Genomic DNA, 22,570 nt, shown 5'->3' on the forward strand with positions numbered 1-22,570 from the left:
TTGATTCGATTGGGCTATCGGGGGGTATTGTTTACCTAAAAAGCGAGCTTAATTAAAAGTGATAGCAATCGCAGCGCGTTTCTCTGTTAACGAGAATATTTCACTTTCTGTAATGATATGAAGCTTGCGGCTATTCGCGTCAGAGTAATCCAAAACAACCGACTTTACTTCTGGTAATGCGTTCTTCAGCGTTGTTACCAAAGCATGTTGGTGGGTTGCACCCACAACTTCTGCTTTATTAAATGAACCGCTGTCGTTTGCGCTTAGTTTAACTAAAGCTCTAGAACCAATCCCTTCAAAGCTTACGACCATCTCTTCCAAGGAGTGGCTCGCAAACTTCGCCGTCACGTTCTCGCTCGCTATGTTCCCCACCCATTCTGTACTTTTAAGATCTTCAATTTTGGCGGATTTGACCAAACGATCAAATTTAATGATCTCCTCAGAAGTATCGGAAGACAGCGTTAGCGAATCGCCATTCACTTGAAAACGGTTTTTAGAACTCAGCTCTCTAGGCCACTCCAAATGTATCCGCTCCAGCCAATGAAACTGACCAAACTTAATAGACCCTTGAGTTAGGTCGAAACCATTTGCATGTGTGTGGTCAAACCCAAATGTCGTTCCTTGATTTCCAACAATCGACTCGCTGTTCATACCATTTGTGATATTGAAACCGCCGAACCTACTGCCTACAAGAGTTTCTGCTGCAATTCCGGTGTCTGTTTTATCGCTTTCAAAGATACGTAATGCGTGATTGTGAACCACAAAATATGGGAAGTCTGTTGCCGCTTGTTGTACTCGCTCCAAGTAAAGGTCCACAGAAGGCTTCTCATCGGATTGGCTGCCGGATGCAGAGTCATTTCCTCTAACCCAGTAAGTATCGAGCACCGCTTGTCGAGCGCGTTGTGCTTCTACTTCTTTTGTAACATCACTAAATGACAACGTTGCACCAGTGACTTTAGAAGACAGGCTCGTTTGCGTGGTGAACAGTCTTATGCTGTTGATGTTGTCTGCCGTTACCAACGTTCGAAGATCATCAAACTCTTCTGTACTGCATCGATGGGTGCTGCCAAATTTATTGAGTTTAATATTCATCCCACCACCAAAAGCGCTAGTAGGATCATTCAGGTTTAGCGTACCCAAAACATAGCCACAGGTATGGTCAATGTTAAATACAATCGAACCCGCTTGAGATTGATCGGCAAATGTCATCAACATTTTTTGGTTTGATTTATTATCAACAAACTCCGAGTAGGACATAACACGCCCTTCTAGCCCCTCGGTAAAGGATGGCGTTTGAGCTAGAGCTGACGCTGAAGACAGAGTAAATACGACTGCAAGCGACAATTTAGAGAGATTCAGGGGTTTCATTGTGTTCTCCGGTATTATTTTTATTTGAACGTCAGAAGTTCTGCGTAAATTCGCAATGACGTATACAAAATGCGTATCTGAAGTGAATAAATGCTTAGAAAAATAAAAATTCAAACAACAGACAATGGAATACAGTTAAAAAATGATTCCAAAAACAAAAACACCGACTCCGACTACTTAGCCAGTTCATATCGGACTGCATCCCTTATAAATATTGGCTTTGCGAAGTTTCGATGGCACGAAGAAACCTATTGATTTTCATTTTTTCCGTCAATGGGAATGTTCCCTTTAATTGATCTCCAGTCAACTTTTAAACAAATCTTAAAATCTCTGAAATTTAATTTAGATCTCTGTTTTATATAAAGATCACAATACGCAGCACGGTATCGGTTAGAGCCTTTATCCTCAAGATGTTTGGGTATAAAACAAATTGGCCTACTTTATTATTTATCCGCTCAACCATTTGCTGTAGAATCACCGACCTTTTTCACTCAAATACGGGAGATGACATGTACATAGGTTTTGATTATGGAACCGCGAATTGCTCGGTAGCATCCATGGTGAAAGACACGACATCAGGGAAAGATAAGCCCGTATTAATCCCACTAGAAAATGACAGCAACTTCATTCCTTCTACTCTTTGCGCACCAACACGGGAAGCCGTATCTGAAGCGTTGTTTCGTCATCATGGAATTTCGCCAAGTGATTCCGTTGGCGAGCAAGTGCTCAGGCGCTCCATCGCTTTTAACCGCGAAGAAGACATTGATGTCCTGTCAGAAGACATTTTATTTGGTCAAGCGGCATTGGACTTGTACCTCGAAGACCCTAGAGAGGTGTATTACGTTAAGTCCCCTAAATCCTTCTTAGGTGCCAGCGGGTTGCACGAAGTCCAGATCCGATTTTTTGAAGATTTGGTCTGTTCGATGATGGTCAATATCAAAAAAAATGCCGAGCACCATACCGATCAAGTGATAAATGATGCGGTGATTGGGCGTCCAATCAACTTCCATGGCCGTGGCGGTGAAGAGTCGAACCAGCAAGCCGAAACCATATTGCGCAACGCAGCGACTCGCGCTGGCTTTCGCAATATTGAATTCCAATTTGAACCGGTCGCAGCAGGGCTCGACTATGAAAACACCTTGAGCGAAAACAAAACCGTTTTAGTGGTCGATATCGGCGGTGGTACCACCGACTGTTCGTTGATAGAGATGGGACCAAGTTGGGCACATCAAACCGACCGCACTGCCAGTTTATTAGCGCACAGTGGCCAACGAGTTGGAGGGAATGATTTCGATATATACCTTGCGTTCAAACAGCTTATGCCTGCATTTGGTAAAGGTTCGAAAACCCACGCGGGTATCGATATCCCTTTGAATCAGTTTTGGAACCCCGTCGCCATCAATAATGTTGAAGCGCAACGCGACTTTTATGGCAGAGAGAATCACAAAGTACTCAAGCAATTAAGAAAAGATGCCCTAGAGCCAGACAAAATCGAACGCTTGTTACAGGCTTACATGGAAACTCTCGGATACAGTATTATTCGTCAGGCAGAGCAAGCCAAAATCTCACTTTCTGATGCGCCACTATTCACAACTCAGTTAAATTTGATTTCTGAAATGTTGGAAGTGGATGTCTCGCAAGCTCAGATGGCAGAAGCTGTATCGACTCCTCAAGAAAAAATGATTGAATTGGTCGCAGAAGCCGTCAACTTGGGTGGAAAGAATCCGGATGCTGTTTACCTAACGGGGGGTAGCGCTCGCTCTCCAATTCTGCGAGCAGCTATCGAGGCTCAGCTACCTAACATCCCAATCGTTAGCGGCAACTTCTTTGGATCGGTAACAGCAGGGCTCACCCATTGGGCAAATACCTGCTTTCGGTAACACGCCCCACTTACTGAAGTGCTAATACCAAAGCAATGCTTGAAGGACTATTTAAAGCACAGCTCGAATTGCTGTGCTTTTTTCACCCACAACGTTCACTATTTGCACAGGATGAGATCTCACTACTCACCTAAAATCCCTGTCTTATCCCTGAAACTTTCCTAAAAACACAGTCAATTTATCTATAAACCCAGCATATCCACCGTACTTTACAACACAAAATCTGATTAAGCCTCTTATGCAAGAAATTTCATCTCAAACAAATTCTTGGTGACACGACAAAATACATTTCATGAATGTACATGAGGTTATCCATACATGATTCCATATATTCAGTTGAATTCTATAAACACGATTTTTTATATCTTAATGTTTTTGGCATGCATTACATGTACTCGATTGTCCAATTGTCATGAAGAAAGCTTCAGGGGAGCGACATGACTTACGTTGCTATTGAGTACAAATAAGCCCAATAACTCTCAAGATGTTAGTTTCATCAAGTGTTATTTGGGTAGATAGGCGGCGAACGGAATTCGTCGTCATATATAGCTTTAGCGAATCAAGGACGTGTTGCTAAATCTTTAGCGTTTTTAAACGGACACACCATTTCAGCGCTTTAATGCTTGTGTGAGGATTGCCGAATGACAGTAGGCATAGCCCCACCTGTATAGCAGGAGCAAAAATAAATAGGTGTCTCTGGATATGCGCACCCAAAATAGTCACGGAGAAAAGAAGTGAAACGTTCTAACTTCAAATTAACGGCAGTGGTTTCAGCCTTATTACTTGCAGGAGCAACCGCATCGAGCGCAATGGCAGCAGACGCTTCATCATCGCTGGTTCAGCCACAAAATTCCTACCAAGCACTTTCGCGTGCGCTACAGGATATTCCGTCTAACAAAGTACAGCTGATCGTTAAATACAAGTCGTCTGGTCAAACCCAAAGTGGGTTTATGGCGTCGATTGTTAAAGCGCAGCAATCGGACTCCATTCGTAGTTTGTCTAACAATATTACGAATGAGTTAGGCAACGAGGTTCGATACAAACGCGCGATGCTGCTTGACGATCATCACGTTGTAAAAATTGATAGCCACACCAACGCGTATGGGTTGGAAGCGATAATCAGTAAATTAAACGCTGATCCGAACGTAGAAAGTGTTGAGCTGGATGGCTGGGCAAAACCATTCTATACGCCTAACGATCCTCAATATTCGAACCAGTGGCATTACAGTAACCCTAATGTCGGTATCCGCGCGGATCAGGCTTGGAACAAAGCGACAGGTCAAGGTGTAACGGTAAGTGTGGTGGACACAGGCTTTACTAACCACCCAGATCTCACACCAAACTTGGTATCACATTACGATTTCATCAGTAATTCTTGGACATCCCGTGACGGCGATGGTCGAGACTCTAACGGTATTGATGCAGGCGACCGCAGCGCCTATGGCGAGTGTGGAAACGACAAATACGGTAACCCTATTCCTGCAAGAAACTCAACATGGCACGGTACTCATGTGCTTGGCACCGTTGGTGCTGTTGAAGGAAATGGACAATACGGTGTTGGCGTCGCGTTTGATGCGAAGCTCACGTCAGCTCGCGTACTCGGCCGTTGCGGTGGATCCGTTTCCGATATTTCAGATGGCATCATCTGGGCCGCGGGGGCAGGTAACGTTAACAATCCAAATCCAGCACAAGTTATCAACTTAAGCCTTGGTGGTGGAGGCAGCTGTGGTTACACCTATCAAAATGCGATAAACGCAGCGAGAAACAATGGTGCTGTAGTTGTTGTTGCAGCCGGTAACGATAGAGTCAACACTCAAAACGTACGCCCAGCAAACTGCCAAGGCATCATCACTGTTGGTGCATCCGACACAAACGGCAACCAAGCTAACTTTAGTAACTATGGTTCTGAGGTCGATATTATGGCGCCCGGTGTGAGCATATTGTCTACGGTCGATTCAGGTACAGCGACACCTCAAGGCCCGTCTTCGACACGCATGAATGGTACCTCAATGGCAACCCCTCATGTTGCTGGTGTTGCGGCTTTGGTTAAGCAAGCCTTCCCAGCTGCAACGCCTGATCAAGTTGAATCTATTATTAAAGATTCAGCGCGTCCTTTCCCAGGTTCTTGTAACAATGGCGGATGTGGCGCAGGTATGCTGGATGCCAATGCCGCCGTTGACCGCGCTCTCCAATTGGCTGGTGGCGGCGGAACGCCAGATCCGGATCCAACACCAGGCCAAGGTGGTAACGCCCAGGTGAGTAACCTTTCTGGCGCACAAGGAAGTTGGGACCATTACAATATTGATATTCCTGCTGGCATGAGCAAACTGACGGTTAGCATTGCAGGCGGAACGGGCGATGCGGACTTATACCTTAAGTTTGGCAGCCAACCTTCGACATACAATAACGACTGTGCACCTTGGATAAACGGCAACACGGAATCTTGTGTTGTTAACAATCCAGCCGCTGGCAAGTGGTACATCGCCTTAAACGGCTACCAGTCATACTCAAACGTCGATTTGACAGTTACGTGGACTCCATAAAAATCATGGATCTCAATCCATTTGCCCGGCATTAATGTCGGGCTTTTTTATGCCTGTACCCAAAGCTCCCTACTTTCACGTCATCCGACCCTCACTTCATGCACCCCAAACCCAAACATCCACAATTTGGAACACAGTCACTAAATCACTAAATGTGAAATTTATTAATTTCATTTAATCCGAACTATTCTCATAACTTATTAAAACTACTTGAATTTTTTACATTCATTTAAAGCGAAATTATAAATTCCAACTAGATTTTTAGTGCCTCGAAGAAAAAGGACGATTTTATCACTTACGCACTATGCGCTTGGATAGAAACGTCAGCGAGGCAGAAATTTACAGATGCATAAAATGGAATTAAAAATGAATCATACAATTACACAAATTAAGAAGAAAAAATCACAACTTATTGCCGTCAGTGCTCTGGCAATCGGTATTGCAACCGCGACGTCAAGCTTCGCGGCAAACGATCAAATCCCAGATGTTTTGCCGACCATTTCGGAAGATGTGGTGGCTCAATTGTCTTTATCTGCCACACAAGTCAATGAGGAGAGTGCAAGCTTACTCTACTCTCCGAATGCGAGCTTCATTAAAGTGCACTTCTCGCAATTTCAAGTACCAGAAGGCATGGCGATAGAGCTTTCTTCGCCAGACAGAAACGAAGTGCTGCACTACGGACCGGGCTTAAATACTGCGAAAACCTACGATTCAAATGCCGGAGATGATGGTGTGAACCGCTTCTCGGCTATTTCGATTCAAGGTGACACAGTGCACGTTAAGGTCATTGGTGAAGCGAAAGATCCAAACAGCACCTTCAATGTTGTGATAGACCAATATCAGAAAGGTAAAACACAAGCTGAAATTGATTCCATCATTAATTTAAACCCAGATGGCACCGAATCTATCTGCGGCACTGACCAGAAAAAAGCCGCAGTGTGCTACGAAACTTCTCACCCAACAGAATACGCACTGTCGCGCCCTGTTGCTCGATTGCTGATTGGCGGACGTAGCCTATGTACAGCGTGGCGTGTTGGTCCTGATAATTTAATGATGACCAACAACCACTGTGTTGAATCTGCGGCAGAAGCGGCTTCAACCGAAGTGTGGTTTAACTACCAACAAGCAAGTTGTGGTGGCGCAAGTGCTAAAACCGTAAAAGTGCAAGCAAACCAACTTCTTTCTACAGATTACACGCTCGACTACACCCTTTTTAATGTGAAAGATTTCGCTAAAATCACTCAATTCGGTCACCTAGGTTTAGACCCTCGTATCCCTTCCTTGTCCGAGCGAATTTTCATTCCACAACACCCGGGTGGGCGCAAAAAAGAGCTGGGTATCGAAACCGACTCCAACACCGCTGGCGTTTGTCAGGTCGATCGCCCTGTTGTGAATGGCCGTGGCACCAACACCGATGCTGGCTATTTGTGTGATACTGAAGGTGGGTCTTCTGGTTCTCCTGTTTTAGCCGCTAAAAGCAACAGTGTTATCGCACTGCACCACCTTGGTGGTTGCTACAACAAAGGCGCACACATCAGCAAGATCTGGCCGAAAGTGTCTTCTCACTTCCCAGCTGGTGTACCTGACAGCTACATCGACATTATTGATGTGAATCGCCCTCCAGTTGCCGATTTCACATACAGCTGTAACAAACTCGCTTGTACTTTTGATGGTTCTAAGTCGTTTGATCACGAAGGTGCGCAACTGAACTACAGCTGGGACTTTGGTAATGGCAGCCACTCTAGCTCTGTTAAGCCTTCACATACTTACTTAGCCGATGGGACCTACACAGTGAAGCTCGTTGTCACAGATGACGCGAACTTATCTGACACATACAGCCAAAGTATTACGGTGAAAAAAGATTCAACAGGTGGCGGTTTATGTGCTGGTTTACCTGTTTGGGATGACAAGGCTATTTACTTAGCGGGAGATTCCGTACAGCTTGGTGGTGTGAAGTACCAAGCGGGTTGGTGGACTCAAGGTGCAAACCCAGAGCAGAACTCTGGTTCGTGGGAAGTTTGGGAAAACCTAGGAGCATGTAAGTAACGCGTTATAATGATCCCAAAATTATTGTGATACCCAAAACAAAGCCGGAGCAATGACTCCGGCTTTTCAGGGTTACAACAACTAAGGCGTATTTACGCAATCTTCAATAGAAAAACTCACCGGAAGCACCACGCTAAAATGCTTTTTCAATAATGCGATGTACTCCGCCGTATTGAGAACATTTCGCTCAGACTTCTCCCCCAGTATTGTGGTGATCAATTTGCGGTCACTTAACGTTACTCGCCCATTTTGGGTCGCAATAGTACAGACGGACTTTTGAGTAAACGACGATTTTGGAGACGTTTGGTGATAGCTCGCCATTTCAGAAAAATCGTCTAACTTTCTTGGTGTTAGAGTAAAACAGTATTGTGGCTGCCATGTTTTATTGTCTTCACTACTCAACAGATACAACTCACCTTGCTCTTCTTTCACTCGAAATTGGGCGCTCTCTTCAACATGAACACCACCATTTAATGACACTGGGTAAAGAAAGCTGTCGCCAAAACCGACATCGGCGATTACCCGTTCACCTTCAATATCCACCAGCAACATTAAATGATCAAACTCCTGCCCGACCCCATCTTTTCCGTAAACTCTTGCCGAAAGCAATTGCACTGAAAAGCCCAGAGAGGACAGCAGCAGGTAGAATCCGTAATTCAGTTCATAGCAAAATCCACCTCGCCTTTCTTCTATTAACTTACGGAAAATTGCATCGCCAGACAGTTCAACCTCTCTGCCATAACTGATGTCTAAATTTTCAAACGGAAGGCTTTGTAGATGAGCATGGTGGAGCACGTTGAGCCATGTACTTTTGCCTGAATGCGCACTTGTCTGCATCGAAATAGGATCGATACCTAGCCTTTTTAAATATTGTTCTTTTTGTGTTTCTGTCAGCATGTAAACTCTATTGTTGATTTCGAAGAACTATACCCAAGTGACCTCAAGATACAGGATTCAGAGCCGCATATTCTGGCTCAGTTCAAGGAAAAGGACGCAGTGGAATGACGAGTCCTTTCCAAGTTCTTTGACGATGAAATGAGACAGAATATGGGCTCCCAAAGGCGAGTTTAACTGGCTTTCATACTGCGTTACCGATTTTTGATTTAGAATGACTAGATCTTCATATCGGTGCCTTGTCTGAACACAAGTTAACTATTCTTTGGTAAAGAAGTCGCTGAACCAAGCATCTTGAGGTTACTTGGGTATATACCTTAAAACCTCAACTTAAGTAGAGGTCAATACCTAAATACCAAATACCTAAGCAATCTGAACAAGCCATCTGAACATCTCGCCCCTAACCATTGCAATTCCCTATTATCTCGATTAGTTTAAAAGCATGACTTCGATATTCGCGATTGCTCACCAATCTTGTTGTTGCTGTAGATCTTTCATCTACGGCCGCTTTCGCGTATTTGCCATCGAGTCACCACTAAAAACTGGTTATCACCAAAACTAGTTACCACAAAGTAAGACTCATACGAATTCCAAGGCCGTAGATGATTCCATCTACGGCCTTTTTGCATTTGTTTATTTATTAGGGTCTGTACTAATAAAACCCGACACAAGGATTGAATTATGGCTCAGTTAACACTGGAATTGTTTAACACTATGAACAGGGAGCTCATGCCTTTTACCAGCATCGAGCAAAAAAAAGTTGGGCTGTACGCCTGTGGTCCAACGGTTTACGACTACGCTCACGTAGGTAACTTACGCACGTACTTATTTGTGGATGTGCTGCGCCGTGTGCTTCAAATCAATGGATACGATGTTCACCACGTCATGAATATTACCGACGTTGGTCACTTGGTATCCGATGGCGACACAGGTGAAGATAAAATGGAGAAAGGCGCTCGCAAACAACAAAAGTCGGCTTGGGACATTGCGACCTATTTCGAAGAAGCCTTCTTTCAAGATTTTAAACGGTTGAACATTCTTGCCCCTTCCACTACTTGCCGAGCAACCGAGCACATCCAAGAACAAATAGCCTTCATTCAATCTCTGGAAGAAAAAGGGTTCACCTATCAAACTAGCGATGGTGTCTATTTCGATACAAACAAGTTGCCTGATTACGGCAAACTGGCAAAGCTTGATAAACAAGGTTTAGAAGCCGGTATCCGAGTGGACATGGGAGAAAAAAAGCGACCTACCGATTTTGCGCTTTGGAAGTTCAGCGGAAACAAACAAAGACAAATGGAATGGGAAAGCCCATGGGGAAGAGGCTTTCCAGGTTGGCACATTGAATGCTCTGCGATGGCAGAGAAATATTTGGGTGAGGTCTTCGATATTCATATTGGCGGTGAAGATCATATTCCTGTCCATCACACCAACGAAATTGCCCAATGCCAAGCGAAAAATGGCCACGTTCAAGCCAACTTCTGGATGCATGGTTACTTTCTAAAAATAGACAATGAGAAGATTTCCAAATCAGGAAAATCTTTGCGGTTAGACAGCTTGCTAGAGCAAGGATTTGACCCGCTGGCTTATCGATATTTGGCACTCACTAGCCACTATCGTAGCCATTTAAGCTTCACTTGGGATAGCTTGAAAGGCGCGCAAAAAGCCCTCAATCGATTGAGAACAAAAGTCGCCGCTTTGCCTGAGGGTGGTCACGTCGATGAATCATTCAAAAACGCATTTTTTGAACACATCAATCGTGATCTCAATATGCCGAAAGCGTTGGCACTCGTCTGGGAAGTGTTAGATAGCCAAATCGCACCGGAAAACAAAAAAGCCACATTGATGTATTTCGACCAAATATTCGGCATTGAAATAGACAAAGTAGAAGCAGTAAGCATACCCAAAAGTATTCTAGAGCTGGCAGAAAAGCGCACCGCACTTAAAAAACAGGGGAAATATGAAGATGCAGACGCCATTCGAAACCAGATCTTGGCGCAAGGGTATCAAGTGAAAGATACAGGGCAACAATCAACCGTAACCAAGCAAGATCCGAAATAGCCTAAAGTGTTAGGGAATAGCTTGTTCACCTGAGTTCTAGCGAGCTATTGCTCTGCACCTTGTTTCTTTGGCTCTGCTCTCTTTGCCGATACGATGGACATATCGCTCGGAGGAGAAAATAACGCCTTGAAACGTTGCGGTATCGACAGGCCTTTTTGACTGGCTTCTTTAAACATGTCTCGCCATTCATGAAACGTCACCACCAGCGGATTAAAGCTGTTTACGGGTTTGGATATACCATAGCGCACCGTTTCAACTTCAGGCTCAAAAGTGCCGAACAGCTTATCCCAGATGATCAATACACCCGCATAGTTTTTATCAATATATTGCGGGTTTCGACCATGATGCACACGGTGGTGCGATGGCGTATTAAATACGTATTCAAATATGCCGAGCGTACGTACCCATTGCGTATGAACAAAGAACTGCAAGCCTAAGTTTAACAGCACCACAAACACCACCCACTTAGGATCAAACCCGATGATCACTAATGGTAACCAAAATACCCACATTCCAGCTAAAGGGTACATAAAGCTTTGGCGAAAAGCCGTGCTGAAATTCATCCGTTCAGAACTGTGGTGCGCCACATGCGCTGCCCACATCCATCTAATTCGGTGGCTGGCTCGGTGAAACCAGTAATAACAAAAGTCCTGCAGTACCGCTAATACTAGAAAGCTTGCTAAGCCCATTTCAATATCCAGTAAACGCCAACCAAACAGCCACAAGTAAAGCTGGGCTACCATTAACCCGGTCAACAAGTCGGCGAATTGATGCATCCCCGCAAGAGCAAAATTGCAGGCGACTTCCGGAAGTTTATAGGTCGCATTGTCTGGTAACTTTCCTTTTTTCTGACCGATGAAATATTCCGCCAAAATACAGACGATAAACAATGGTGCTAAGACAATAAGCAACCATTCTGGATGGTGAATAAGGGAGTCTATGTCCATGAATTCGTCCTTATCTGCACTAGCACATCGAACCTACCAGCGCGCGAAATGGTCTTCTGTTAATCCAAGTACTTCATCGAGATGGTGCACTTGCCCGTGATTATCTTTAATAGAGCCAGAAAATTGCCCAACAAACTGCCTGAAATTGCTTTTTAATAGCCAAAGATTCAACTTTTCGCTGCGTTTGTTTAATGGTTTAAAAACCAAATCGACACAGCCATCTTCAGAGAAAACTCGCCAATGTTGGTCGGTGTTGTCTTGATCAGAACTATCGCGGTCGAACTCAAAATGCACATTCGAAAGAAAATGCCTCTCGCCGTTTAGCCACAACACATTTTCGCAGCTTCCCGTTTCATTAACTCCCGCCGCGAGGTTTAAACCTAAAGTGGTTTCACCCAAACAAGTATTGATACTTGCCCAGCGCCAACTGGTTTCACGCCTCATATACCCTGCAGAAAAGTCGTACCCTGCCAAAGCGAAATCTAAAGGAACTGGCTCGCCGCCAATCTCCAGTATTCCCTTTACAGATAGAGCGTTGTGTTTTTGGGTGTATGTCCAACCGGTGTAACCCGTAGGTGTACACATCGCCAAGGGTAAGCTTCCACTGGGCGCAAACAAGGTTAAATCAGCTTTGACGTTTTTGGTGTTCAGCTTCACCTGCCAACCGCCTTCAAAAAGATGGAACTGAATCTGCTTAGATGCAATATGAGCAAAGCTGGTATAAGGCGATGGTGCCGTTGCGTAGCCACAATTTAATGGACGTAACCAGTTGTTTTCTATCAGCTCATTTTTCTCGATATCGTAGACATAACAAAACGCCGATCCTAGATAGCGAATATCTGCAATCGCTACCCCAATAACGTAGCGATCGGTAATCACGCTGACAAACTGAAATTGCTTATAGTGGAAATACCGCCTCAACGCCGACGCTTTTCCATCCATGGTATTGCGGTAATCAAACTCTTCGATTGTGAGTTGTTTGGGTATGCCATCAAACTGCCCATATTGAGGCTTACCATTCGCGGCAATAAGTGTTTCAGGTGCAAGGCGCGTTACGATCATTTTCAAACCAGCATAGTTTACATACTGTTAACAGTTTGGCGGGAAACGCCCTTTTATAGGAGGTTAATTTCGGACATGTTAGCTAGTTAACTCACACTTTTCGCTCATTCCACTCCAAGATCGAACACATTCTTTCTGTGGAAGCTTCGTCTTCACGAAACAAAAAACCGTCTTATGGGAAAATTTCGGGTGTTGAAAAGGCGATATATTGAAAGCCAACTAAAAGACCCAAGCGAACTAAACCATGAAGCGTACTCATTTATCACTCAGTGCCATAGCGCCTATTCTATTTCTGCTGATGTGGAGCAGCGGTGCGGTTATGGTGAAAGTGGGGCTGCAATATTCGTCGGAATGGAGCTTCCTAGCCGCTCGATCGATGCTCTCTTTTACTTGTCTGCTCCTCATCTTGAGCGTTATGGCGACACGAGGCAAATTGGCGTTTACTCGTCTAAGTTTGAGTGAATTCAAAAGTATTGCGATTGTCGGTTTAATGCTGCAGGTGTTTTACGTCACCTTCTACATTCTCGCTATTGGTTCAGGCATGTCGCCAGCTCTTGTTACCCTAGTGCTTGGGTTGCAGCCTATGCTTACCCCTTTAATGGGTAAGCAGCCACTCGATACCATTAAAACCAGCTTATTAGTATTGGGGTTCATTGGGTTGTGTATTGCGATTTTGGGTGCGAAAAGCATTGAATCCGTCTCTGGCATCGGTATTGTGTTTGCGGTGCTGACCCTAATCTCAATTACATACGGCACCATCAAACAAGCCCACATTCATACCAATCCAGCGCAAGCTATGCTTTACCAAAGCATGTTCTCAATGCCTATCTTCATCGTAATCGCGCTCTCCACGGGCTGGCAGATAACCTGGAGTACTGGATTCATCGTATCCCTACTTTGGATGAGTATTGTTGTCTCCGTTGGGGCACTGTTTTTACTGCTCTATATGATCAAAAGTGAAAACGCCGACAACGTGAGTGTCTTGTTTTACGCCATTCCTTTGCTCGCGTATCTGTTTAACTATGTTTTGTTTGGGGAAACACTCAGTTTATTTTCCCTCTGCGGGATGGGTATCGTAGCGATATCCATTGTGCTTTATCGCAAACGAAACGCACGACAGGTAGAAGTGAGCGAATCTAGGGCGTGAGCCAAACACCCGTTATTTGAGCTCGATAGCGTTTAGGTGAAAGGGAATAGTACGCAGAAAAGCTACGAGTAAAGGAAGATGGGCAAGCAAAGCCAACCTTTTCAGACACTTGGTTAATCGGCAAGTCGGTGTTATTAAGCAAAATTCGGGCTCGTTCCATACGAACTTTAGTTAAGTATTTCAATGGCGTGAGTTTGATGTGTTTGAGGAACAAATGCTTGAACTGCGTTTGGCTTAAACAAGCAATGTTTGCCAGTTCTTTTATGGTGTGATTCTTAGCGATATCTTGATTAATGAATTGCACTGCTTTTTTGATTCGAAGATCGATTTTACTGTTCAGATCCTGCATCGCTAACAACTCAAACAGCAACGCCAAAATCTGATTCTCGACCTCAATGCTAAAATCGGAATCCAACTGCTTTTCAATAAACTGAACGTAGTTATTTGCTGCTTCATTTAAAGGTATGACCGCGTTGTTTAGCCCTACTAAAGGGTCGGGCAAATCGATGACATCAACCACCAAAAACCGAAAGTCTTCCCGAGCCCGAAACTCGTGATAGCAACCCGGCGGAATCACCAAACAATCACCGTAAGATAGGCTCAGTGGCTCGCCATCCATTTTTAAATCAATGAATCCACGCGTCGGAATCAGTACTTGGTAATGGGTATGGCTGTGCCCTTGCGAGGAGCGGGTGTAAGTTCGGATGGTGATTTTTCTGCGCAATACGTTCGACTATACATTATGGGTTGATGGACTTAGTCTATACCCAAACGAGCCAGTATGAATACTCCGATATTTGTGAGTATCCAATACCCAAGCTTCGGATAACTCAAGAAAGCGCGACCCCAATGACCGTTATTGCTGAATACCTGCCAACCGATCACCGCTACCAACTGGGCACACTGGATGTTGCCTTGTTGCTCAATGTGCTGAACGAACGCGGTATTAACACGGCTCAACTTTTGAAAAGCACTGGGTTGGAAACGCTGGATTGGCAGAATCCGCAATGCCAAATTACCTACTCAGATAAATTAATATTGTTTGGTAAAGTGAATCAGATGCTGGCTAATGACGGGCTCGGCATAACTCTGGGCGAATTCGCGAAGTTTAGCCACTTTGGCGTTCTGGGCTACGCCATCTTATGCAGCCAATCGGTTGAGGAGGCCGTCAGAACGGGCTTCAAATACTTAAGATTGAATGGCCCTGTTTTTGCTGTTAAAGTGACGATTGAAGGTGAAATTGCCTATATTTGCATCAAAAACACCTTAGACATTGGTGATTTACTGCCATTTTGTACGGAGTATTTTCTAAGCGCCATTGTCTCTCTGTTTGAAGAAATGACCGAAGAGAAGCTTGAGATTATTGAGTTGCACTTACCTTATTCAGAACCTGTCTATGCCAATAAATACCGCGACCGTTTCCGTTGCCAAACGCACTTCATCAGTACACATTTTGAGCTTCGATTTAACGCAAGTATCTTGCAACACCCTTTAAAATCGCACCATTCTGACACGCTCAAGGCATGTCTGAAATCGTGTGACGCCATCATTAATACACTGGAATCGCCTCACTTACTCATCAATCAAATCAAAACAATGCTGTACCACAGTGCTGGTAGCTTTCCTTCTATCGAGAACATCGCAACCCACTTTGGCTGTTCATCAAGAACGCTTCGTAGAGAGTTAACAAAAGTCGGCACTAGTTTCCAAGTGTTATTGAACCAAGTTCGCTGTGAATTAGCGAAAGAGTATTTGGTTCATACCGAATTATCCGTTGATGAAATCGCCCATCGACTAGGCTACAGCGACGCCAGTAATTTCAGACGAGGCTTTAAAAGCTGGACAGGAAGAGCTCCTAAAGCCTTCAGGGATTAAGCCATACATTTGTTTCCATAATCAAGCTGACCAAAAACGAAAAAAAACAAACCAGTAAGGGGGAGAAACTGGCTTGTTTTAACTTATTGATTAAGGAATATTAGGAAATTAACGGAAACGAGGGTTAGTCACGACTTCCAATCGATCCAAAATGTGCACAGGTGTGTTGTGGATGAACTGTGTTAGATCCAACGTAAACTCGCCAGTACTGCCAGATCGACACATGATACTTGGGTAGTCGCCAACAACAAGAAGTTGAGGTGTTTTGCCTTCCCAGTGAACTTTCGCTTCCATATCAAGATCATCTAGGTTGATGCCACAATTGTATGTGCTTGCAGTCAGTAACCCACTTTCTAACGTGTAACCACCAACAATTGGTACAGGTGTTTTCGCTTTAGGGAAAACGATAGGCGCATCACCAACCGCTGAATTTGAGCCTGGGAATACGATTGCATTGTTTGCTGAAGCAGCAGAGGTCGCCAACATAGCCGCTAGACTAAGAAGTTTAAAAAATTTCATTATTCTGATTTCTCCATTTGATTTGGGACTGTTCCCAAGCCGAATGTAGCTCATTAGAAAAATAAGTATCAATAGGCGTATTTCTTCCGAAAATGTAAGAGATTTACCTCACCAATGTAAGCCATTAAATTACATAAATGAAAACTATAATTAATGATCAATACGTTAATAAATTTAGATTTCGCTAATTTAAAATAAAAAACAATCGTATTTAACGATAGATTATATGAGCTTAATTCCAATTAAAATTCATATTATTTTTCAAAAGGTTGTGATTTTATTCGATTCAATTGGACTTTTATAACTTTCAAAATAAAAGAAGCTATCTGACTATTATTTTCAACATGAACCAATCACCATTTTGGCTGGAATAAAGATCACTAAATGTCTTTAAAATATAATAAGAAAAACCGTTAGTTTGTTATTCGCGCTCATCTTTGGGTGAGTCCATCACAACATGTGTCGTCATGGTTGCAATGTAAGGCAACATCCCCAATGTTTTAGAATGGAAAGCTTTGTAGCTTTTCAGATCTTTAGTCTCTACCCGCACTAAATATTCAAACTCACCAGTAACATTGTGGCATTCGGTCACTTCAGGCGACAGAGAGATGGCATCTTCGAACTCTTTCTGGGCGCTTCTGGTGTGCATCGATAACCCTACACTCACATACGCAATAAACCCTCGCCCGACTAATTCACCGTTTAAGGTCACTCGGTAACCTTTTATCACACCTGATCGTTCCAACTCTTGCACTCGTCTTAAACAAGCCGAGGGTGATAGCCCAACCTTCGAGGCGAGATCGGCATTAGTAATTCGACCATCCTCATGGAGCTCTTGCAATATTCTTGCGCCAATTCTGTCAATATTCATTTTTTATTGTCCTATCAGTCATCTCAAAACAATATAAACAAGAATATTCGATGTAAATGAAAATATACTGGATTAAAGAATCAGATCATAAAAAGGGTAAAAAATGAACAGCGAACTACCGGATGCACACCAAAAGCGCTTTGTCGCTGTATTAAGTAAGAAAATCGACACGGGAAGAGCGCTAAATGTCCTTGGGCACCTGAGTGTAGCCGTGTCGAATTTGTTAGAAGAAGGGGAAGCGCAATTTGTTGATTACGTAGATAACAATGGCAACATTCACCCAAGTATTTCTCATTATCCTTTCATTATATTGAAAGCAGACAATTCAAATAAGCTGAGAAAATTGAAGGAAACAGCGATAGAGAACAAAATCCGTGTTGCCGACTTTACCGACACCATGATCGAAGGTGGATCTGAAGCCCAACAGCAACGAACAAAAAACACACTGGAATCGGATTTGGAGTACCTCGGGGTTTGCTTATTCGGTGATACAGAAACGATTCAAAGCATAACCAAGAAGTTCAGTTTGTATAAGTGATACCCAGACTAAAACTCAATTCAATGCTTTAACTAGCCGTATGGTTCCCCAATACCCTGAACCACTCGAAGCCTCTGTCCAACCACGACGCTTAAGCTCTGCGGCTATAAATCTGTTCGCCAAACCATGCCCAAATATTGCGATATTGGGCTGTTCTAATGACTTTTCCTCGATGAGATCAACCGCTTTCCTTAACCGCCTATGACCCGCGCGCCTTGATTCACTTTTACCGACAAAATTCATATACCAAGCTAAGCGAGAACATAATAACCAACTGCCAATAGAAAGCCTAAATGGCCAACGGAAACAAGGGATTTCAAACTCTCTTAATTCTTTTAAAATACAGTCGGTTTCTTTGTTGGTGCAAAGCCAAGTCGAGTGCAGAGCGCGATTAAGATCGCTGCTTAGTGAGTAACTCTTTTCTAACTCTAGCTGTAGCTCCAAAGGTGGCATGCTTTGGGTGTCCACATCAGATAAATCATAGGCTCGTACCCATTTCTCAAAACCTAATGCGTCCACAACATCGTTGGATGCCGAACTCGGCTTGCCATGCCTAACTATGGCTATTTTCAACTGTTCCATCCTACTTTCCGTTTTCATTTTCACCCGTAAATACAGGTACTTCAGGATGAACGGATACCCAGTGGGCTTTGTCTTGGGTATACACTTGCATTTTGGGAAGAAGCCCTGCTGTACAATGCTCTGACGTACACAGCTCTGGCGTACAAAGATCTATCGACCCTAGAGTTACCATTTTATGATCTAAAAAATGCTTCCCATTAATAGCAAATACCGTTGTACCGCACAGGGAGCAAAAGTGCTTACTTGAACGCTGATTCACTTTGTAACTCGACAAGAAAGACTCGCCTTTAATCACTTTAAACTGCGCATTGGGTACGGCTACCCACGTGCTGTAATCACTTCCTTGCATCTTCCTACAATTATGACAGTGGCACTGCACCACGGTAGATACAGGCATTGAAACCTCACACTCAACTTGCTGGCAATGGCATTGCACTTTATAGCTGCTCACATTTATCTCCCAATTAACTTGCTGTCATTGGGATACTAGGTAGCATATAAAATATGTTAAAGAACATATTTAAAAAGAAACGATGCCTTATAAAAAAGCGCATAAACAAAAGAGCCGCGAAAAGATCCTAAAAAGTGCGTTTCATCTTTTTTCACGTAATGGGTTTGATTTCGTCACCATTGATATGGTGATGGAAGATTGCGGCCTAACGCGAGGTGCATTTTATGCCCACTTTTCAAGCAAGGCAGAGCTGTATGAAAACGCATTGTCTAAAGGGGCAAGCGAAACGCATTTAGCGCAACAAAAGCCGGCGCATTTTTCGCCCCAAGAATGGGTAGAGTTTTTGCTAAATACCTACCTCAGCCTTGAACACGTAAAAGGCAAAACACCTTGCCCCCTCGCCTTTTTTGCAACCGACATTTCAACAAAAAATTCTGGTGTAAAATCGACCTTTTCAGGCATCTATCAAAATATGAACCAGACGATTCTTAACTACGTTAGACGATACAAAGAATGTGACGAAGGCAAAGTATTGGCGATTACTGCGTTGGTTATCGGCACCGTCGCCATTGCTCGTACAATGGAGGATGACCGAGCCATCTTAGCTTTATTGTCTTCCAGCAAGAAAGAAGCACATGACATGCTTGTCGCTATTTAACCGATACTTACGTTTTCAGTCTGATGCAAACAGCTGATCATCAATGTCGTTAAAGGCTTTGAATTCCAACTCATAATCGGTTGGATGATAGAAAAACAGGGTGGCGGGTACTACGGAAGAGAAGGATGACTCACAAAGTAAGCCATCCTTAGGGTTTGAGTTTAGTCATCTAAAAGTAGTTTGCACTTCTAATAACTCGCTTTCAAACTCACACCATTGGCTGCTCGGTACCCTCTTAACATGATGAAGTAGCGACCGCTTTTCGTGCTAGTTACGGTGCACGTTTCGCTGTTACCGTTACGGTATGGGCGACAATCCCATGAACCGGTTGTCGGCTTGGAGCCAAAACGCGTGTATAAGTCAGCATCGCCTGTTCCACCACTTATTGTTACAGATAAGCGTCGGCCAGCAGGAACGTCAATGTAGTAATGTTCTTGTCCACCTTGAGTTAAACTGATGTTTGTTTCTGCCTTACCGTTTGTTAACTTGCCATCACCTGGGTTCGCACAATCGGGTTCACAATTGCTGTCACTCAGGCTATAAAGCAGTTTGTTTACAGTGCCTTTGGTGTCTTTAACCTTGCCTACTGTTGCGCGTTGAGTGATCAAGTTAGAAATCGCAGCAGGAGAAAGGTATCGGTTTGCTTGCAAGTAAAGCGCTGCAACACCAGCTACGTGTGGTGTTGCCATAGATGTGCCACTGATGGTTTTGTAGCTGCCGTCATACCAAGCCGATGTAATGCTAGAGCCCGGAGCGAAGACATCCACACAGCTACCCCAGTTAGAAAAGCTTGAACGGCTATCGCTGCGAGTCGTTGAACCTACTGTTACACCAGTAGCGGCACGAGCTGGGGAAGAATTACAGGCATTGGCATTGTCGTTACCCGCTGCCAGCATAAAACTCACACCCGATTTCACAGCGTTTGCCACTGCACGATCTAACGCTGTAGACACGCCACCACCCAAACTCATATTGGCAACAGATGGACCAGACGCATTTGCCGCTACCCAATCCACACCCGCGATAACCCCGGAAGTAGAACCGCTACCTGTACAGCTTAAGACTCGAACACCGACAATATTCACGTTTTTCGCGACACCGTATTTCGAACCGCCAATGGTACCCGCAACGTGCGTACCATGACCGTTACAGTCGGTTGAGTCGGCATCGTTATCGATAAAGTCGTAACCCGAAACGGAACGGCCACCGAATTCTTGGTGTGTATTGGTCACACCCGTATCGATGACGTACGCAGTAACACCTGTGCCGTCGTAGTTGTAACTGTAGTTGCTGTTCAACGGTAGGTTGCGCTGATCAATTCTGTCTAGCCCCCAAGTCGCGTTCCCTTGGTTTGCATTGGCAGAGATAAGAGGATCAATAGAAATGATTCGGTCTTGCTCAATAAACTCTACTCGCTGATCGGCACGCAGTGAATGAAGCTGTTCTTCTGATAACGTTGCAACAAAGCCACTGATTGAACGGTCGAACACTTTGTCGACCTCCACAGCCTGCTCCGTTACCAAGCTTGATACCGTCTGTTGAGTAAAGGTTTGAATTGATTCAGGGTTACTTGCCACTGAAAAAGGTTGTTTCAGTACCACTATGTACTGATTTTTGACCCCTTGGCTTTCAGGCGCAGACACCAATGGTGCCAGCGTTTGACCTTCTGACGTGAACCCTTGTTCTTCATTATTTTGTGCGTAGCCTGACGTTGAAATCACCGCGAACGAAGCGGCGATACAGCAACCTAGTACTTTCTTTAACATACTGTTTTCCTGTGATTATTCTAATTTATTGATGCATAAATATTTGTTATTACTAACAAATTTGATAGTTCGAACACCATGTGAGCATGGCTTCTTTTTTCACAATCAAAGCTATGCACCAATGAGACTAATTGCATTTATAAATCAACGTAAACAGTCGAAAATGGGATTGCTTTACCTTAATTCGTGGTTCAATTTCGGTCAGTTTCTATTCAAGTGAGACAGTTATCCAAAATAGGATTTTTATCGCCATCAATTGGAATTTACGTGCTAAGGCATGAGAGAAAAATCAATAGCAGCGACGTTGTTTTTTTGGTCATGAGCTATACCTTTGAGATTACTTGGGTATATACACGGCACTCGATTTAGTGGATTATCAAACACATCAATGAACTAACACACATATATTCACTATGCTTAAAACAATCATCAATTGGTTTCCCTTATGGGCTATCTTGGGCTCAGTGGCGGCTTTTTCTGTACCTCACATTTTCGTTCCACTGAAAAGCCAGATAGTTCCCCTACTCACCATCATCATGCTTTCAATGGGGCTAACGCTTAAATTAGAAGACTTCCGTCGTCTTTCTTCTAACGTAAAAGCTGTTGGTGTGGGTGTTTTTCTCCAGTTCTCGGTGATGCCTCTTACCGCATTCATCATCGCGTTAGCGTTCAATATGAACGACTCACTCACCATCGGCATGGTATTGGTCGGCAGTGTGGCGGGAGGAACAGCATCGAACGTGATTTGCTACCTCGCAAAGGGGAATGTCGCGTTGTCTATCACCATGACGGCAGTATCTACCCTATTAGGCGTGTTAATGACACCGTTTCTTGTTGACCTATTTTTGGGTATTAAAGTCGATGTACCTGTCACTCAAATGGTATTCAGCCTCATTAAAATTGTGCTGGTGCCTGTTAGTATTGGCGTGTTGATCAATCATTTATTTCACAAGCCTATCGAACGAATTAGCCCAGTTTTGCCTCTGATTTCTATGGCGGCTATCGTGCTAGCGATTGCGATCATCGTAGCGCTAAATCGAGATCAAATTGCCGATGTCGGTGCTTGGGTATTGATTGCTGTGGTGATTCACAACGGCGTTGGTTTAGCCGCAGGGTATGGTGCATGTCGCATGTTAGGGTTCGACAGAACCACCTGTAAAACGGTCGCAATCGAAGTGGGTTTACAAAACTCTGGGCTCGCCACTGCGCTTGCCCTTAAGTTCTTCACGCCTCTAGCGGCGCTACCCGCTGGAATTTTCTCGATTTGGCACAACCTTTCTGGTTCCGTACTGGCGTATTTCTGGTCGAAAGACAGCAAACAACCTGAAGACGAAAGTTTGAAAGAGCAGACATCGCCCTAGT

At 44.0% G+C, this 22,570-nt stretch carries 19 protein-coding genes; 9 read left to right on the forward strand and 10 right to left on the reverse strand.

The window, feature by feature from the left end:
* Positions 1-48: 48 nt before the first annotated feature.
* Positions 49-1,368: a hypothetical protein gene (locus VPNCDNU1_RS15520; RefSeq protein ID WP_104401160.1), complete on the reverse strand. Its 1,320-nt coding sequence runs from the start codon at positions 1,366-1,368 to the stop codon at positions 49-51.
* Positions 1,369-1,877: 509 nt separating this feature from the next.
* On the opposite strand from VPNCDNU1_RS15520, the gene yegD reads away from it, so the two are divergent.
* The 3 genes from yegD to VPNCDNU1_RS15535 all read left to right on the forward strand — a co-directional run bounded on the left by yegD (position 1,878) and on the right by VPNCDNU1_RS15535 (position 7,837).
* Positions 1,878-3,248 carry a molecular chaperone gene (gene yegD, locus VPNCDNU1_RS15525; RefSeq protein WP_104401161.1) on the forward strand — a complete coding sequence of 457 codons (1,371 nt, stop codon included), beginning with the start codon at positions 1,878-1,880 and terminating at the stop codon, positions 3,246-3,248.
* A gap of 734 nt (positions 3,249-3,982) precedes the next feature.
* On the forward strand, positions 3,983-5,791 hold the full coding sequence (locus VPNCDNU1_RS15530) for a S8 family serine peptidase (RefSeq protein WP_104401162.1): 1,809 nt from the start codon (positions 3,983-3,985) through the stop codon (positions 5,789-5,791).
* A gap of 366 nt (positions 5,792-6,157) precedes the next feature.
* Positions 6,158-7,837, forward strand: a complete 1,680-nt coding sequence (locus VPNCDNU1_RS15535; RefSeq protein ID WP_167404810.1) for a PKD domain-containing protein — start codon at positions 6,158-6,160, stop codon at positions 7,835-7,837.
* An 81-nt stretch (positions 7,838-7,918) separates the two neighbouring features.
* Here VPNCDNU1_RS15535 and VPNCDNU1_RS15540 read toward each other — a convergent pair whose 3' ends face one another.
* A complete protein-coding gene (locus tag VPNCDNU1_RS15540) occupies positions 7,919-8,734 on the reverse strand; it encodes an arylamine N-acetyltransferase family protein (protein WP_104401164.1) in 816 nt (271 codons plus the stop codon).
* Between the two features lie 678 nt (positions 8,735-9,412).
* Between VPNCDNU1_RS15540 and cysS the strand changes: the two genes are divergently transcribed.
* On the forward strand, positions 9,413-10,792 hold the full coding sequence (gene cysS, locus VPNCDNU1_RS15545; RefSeq protein WP_104401165.1) for a cysteine--tRNA ligase: 1,380 nt from the start codon (positions 9,413-9,415) through the stop codon (positions 10,790-10,792).
* Positions 10,793-10,836: 44 nt separating this feature from the next.
* Here cysS and VPNCDNU1_RS15550 read toward each other — a convergent pair whose 3' ends face one another.
* Positions 10,837-11,739, reverse strand: a complete 903-nt coding sequence (locus VPNCDNU1_RS15550) for a sterol desaturase family protein (RefSeq protein ID WP_104401166.1) — start codon at positions 11,737-11,739, stop codon at positions 10,837-10,839.
* Between the two features lie 33 nt (positions 11,740-11,772).
* Complete coding sequence (locus VPNCDNU1_RS15555) at positions 11,773-12,801, reverse strand: DUF2804 domain-containing protein (protein ID WP_104401167.1); 1,029 nt, start codon at positions 12,799-12,801, stop codon at positions 11,773-11,775.
* Between the two features lie 244 nt (positions 12,802-13,045).
* Between VPNCDNU1_RS15555 and VPNCDNU1_RS15560 the strand changes: the two genes are divergently transcribed.
* On the forward strand, positions 13,046-13,948 hold the full coding sequence (locus tag VPNCDNU1_RS15560; protein WP_104401168.1) for a DMT family transporter: 903 nt from the start codon (positions 13,046-13,048) through the stop codon (positions 13,946-13,948).
* On the opposite strand, the gene VPNCDNU1_RS15565 is transcribed toward VPNCDNU1_RS15560, so the two are convergent.
* Complete coding sequence (locus tag VPNCDNU1_RS15565; RefSeq protein WP_104401169.1) at positions 13,938-14,672, reverse strand: AraC family transcriptional regulator; 735 nt, start codon at positions 14,670-14,672, stop codon at positions 13,938-13,940. The two genes, VPNCDNU1_RS15560 and VPNCDNU1_RS15565, sit on opposite strands and share 11 nt — an antisense overlap.
* Positions 14,673-14,797: 125 nt before the next feature.
* Between VPNCDNU1_RS15565 and VPNCDNU1_RS15570 the strand changes: the two genes are divergently transcribed.
* Positions 14,798-15,823, forward strand: coding sequence for an AraC family transcriptional regulator (locus VPNCDNU1_RS15570; protein ID WP_104401170.1), 1,026 nt, complete (start codon positions 14,798-14,800; stop codon positions 15,821-15,823).
* Between the two features lie 108 nt (positions 15,824-15,931).
* On the opposite strand, the gene VPNCDNU1_RS15575 is transcribed toward VPNCDNU1_RS15570, so the two are convergent.
* Both VPNCDNU1_RS15575 and VPNCDNU1_RS15580 read right to left on the reverse strand, forming a co-directional pair.
* On the reverse strand, positions 15,932-16,342 hold the full coding sequence (locus tag VPNCDNU1_RS15575) for a hypothetical protein (protein WP_104401171.1): 411 nt from the start codon (positions 16,340-16,342) through the stop codon (positions 15,932-15,934).
* 421 nt (positions 16,343-16,763) lie between these two features.
* Entirely contained in the window at positions 16,764-17,207 is a 444-nt protein-coding gene (locus tag VPNCDNU1_RS15580) for an Lrp/AsnC family transcriptional regulator (RefSeq protein WP_201797133.1), read from the reverse strand.
* Positions 17,208-17,316: 109 nt separating this feature from the next.
* Between VPNCDNU1_RS15580 and VPNCDNU1_RS15585 the strand changes: the two genes are divergently transcribed.
* Positions 17,317-17,751 carry a DUF2000 domain-containing protein gene (locus VPNCDNU1_RS15585; RefSeq protein ID WP_104401173.1) on the forward strand — a complete coding sequence of 145 codons (435 nt, stop codon included), beginning with the start codon at positions 17,317-17,319 and terminating at the stop codon, positions 17,749-17,751.
* A gap of 15 nt (positions 17,752-17,766) precedes the next feature.
* Here the strand turns inward: VPNCDNU1_RS15585 and VPNCDNU1_RS15590 are convergent, their stop codons facing one another.
* Both VPNCDNU1_RS15590 and VPNCDNU1_RS15595 read right to left on the reverse strand, forming a co-directional pair.
* Positions 17,767-18,333: a hypothetical protein gene (locus tag VPNCDNU1_RS15590; protein ID WP_104401174.1), complete on the reverse strand. Its 567-nt coding sequence runs from the start codon at positions 18,331-18,333 to the stop codon at positions 17,767-17,769.
* A 1-nt stretch (position 18,334) separates the two neighbouring features.
* Positions 18,335-18,784 (reverse strand): GFA family protein, encoded by a 450-nt coding sequence (locus VPNCDNU1_RS15595; protein ID WP_104401175.1) that lies wholly within the window; start codon positions 18,782-18,784, stop codon positions 18,335-18,337.
* 82 nt (positions 18,785-18,866) lie between these two features.
* Between VPNCDNU1_RS15595 and VPNCDNU1_RS15600 the strand changes: the two genes are divergently transcribed.
* The gene (locus VPNCDNU1_RS15600) at positions 18,867-19,442 is read left to right on the forward strand and encodes a TetR/AcrR family transcriptional regulator (RefSeq protein WP_104401176.1); all 576 of its coding nucleotides are present in this window, start codon (positions 18,867-18,869) and stop codon (positions 19,440-19,442) included.
* 188 nt (positions 19,443-19,630) lie between these two features.
* On the opposite strand, the gene VPNCDNU1_RS15605 is transcribed toward VPNCDNU1_RS15600, so the two are convergent.
* Positions 19,631-21,208, reverse strand: coding sequence for a S8 family peptidase (locus VPNCDNU1_RS15605; RefSeq protein ID WP_104401177.1), 1,578 nt, complete (start codon positions 21,206-21,208; stop codon positions 19,631-19,633).
* A 413-nt stretch (positions 21,209-21,621) separates the two neighbouring features.
* On the opposite strand from VPNCDNU1_RS15605, the gene VPNCDNU1_RS15610 reads away from it, so the two are divergent.
* Complete coding sequence (locus VPNCDNU1_RS15610) at positions 21,622-22,569, forward strand: bile acid:sodium symporter family protein (RefSeq protein WP_104401178.1); 948 nt, start codon at positions 21,622-21,624, stop codon at positions 22,567-22,569.
* Position 22,570: the final 1 nt, after the last annotated feature.

It is taken from the genome of Vibrio penaeicida (genome assembly GCF_002933855.1).
Lineage (GTDB): Bacteria > Pseudomonadota > Gammaproteobacteria > Enterobacterales > Vibrionaceae > Vibrio > Vibrio penaeicida_A.

What these genes read in the sequence shown, in the direction of transcription:
- VPNCDNU1_RS15520 (WP_104401160.1), bottom strand. Translation starts at nt 1,368, where the DNA reads ATGAAACCCCTGAATCTCTCTAAATTGTCGCTTGCAGTCGTATTTACT.
- VPNCDNU1_RS15605 (WP_104401177.1), bottom strand. Translation starts at nt 21,208, where the DNA reads ATGTTAAAGAAAGTACTAGGTTGCTGTATCGCCGCTTCGTTCGCGGTG.
- cysS (WP_104401165.1), top strand. Translation starts at nt 9,413, where the DNA reads ATGGCTCAGTTAACACTGGAATTGTTTAACACTATGAACAGGGAGCTC.
- VPNCDNU1_RS15570 (WP_104401170.1), top strand. Translation starts at nt 14,798, where the DNA reads ATGACCGTTATTGCTGAATACCTGCCAACCGATCACCGCTACCAACTG.
- VPNCDNU1_RS15540 (WP_104401164.1), bottom strand. Translation starts at nt 8,734, where the DNA reads ATGCTGACAGAAACACAAAAAGAACAATATTTAAAAAGGCTAGGTATC.
- VPNCDNU1_RS15550 (WP_104401166.1), bottom strand. Translation starts at nt 11,739, where the DNA reads ATGGACATAGACTCCCTTATTCACCATCCAGAATGGTTGCTTATTGTC.
- VPNCDNU1_RS15560 (WP_104401168.1), top strand. Translation starts at nt 13,046, where the DNA reads ATGAAGCGTACTCATTTATCACTCAGTGCCATAGCGCCTATTCTATTT.
- VPNCDNU1_RS15610 (WP_104401178.1), top strand. Translation starts at nt 21,622, where the DNA reads ATGCTTAAAACAATCATCAATTGGTTTCCCTTATGGGCTATCTTGGGC.
- VPNCDNU1_RS15585 (WP_104401173.1), top strand. Translation starts at nt 17,317, where the DNA reads ATGAACAGCGAACTACCGGATGCACACCAAAAGCGCTTTGTCGCTGTA.
- VPNCDNU1_RS15590 (WP_104401174.1), bottom strand. Translation starts at nt 18,333, where the DNA reads ATGGAACAGTTGAAAATAGCCATAGTTAGGCATGGCAAGCCGAGTTCG.
- VPNCDNU1_RS15535 (WP_167404810.1), top strand. Translation starts at nt 6,158, where the DNA reads ATGAATCATACAATTACACAAATTAAGAAGAAAAAATCACAACTTATT.
- yegD (WP_104401161.1), top strand. Translation starts at nt 1,878, where the DNA reads ATGTACATAGGTTTTGATTATGGAACCGCGAATTGCTCGGTAGCATCC.
- VPNCDNU1_RS15600 (WP_104401176.1), top strand. Translation starts at nt 18,867, where the DNA reads ATGCCTTATAAAAAAGCGCATAAACAAAAGAGCCGCGAAAAGATCCTA.
- VPNCDNU1_RS15555 (WP_104401167.1), bottom strand. Translation starts at nt 12,801, where the DNA reads ATGATCGTAACGCGCCTTGCACCTGAAACACTTATTGCCGCGAATGGT.
- VPNCDNU1_RS15575 (WP_104401171.1), bottom strand. Translation starts at nt 16,342, where the DNA reads ATGAAATTTTTTAAACTTCTTAGTCTAGCGGCTATGTTGGCGACCTCT.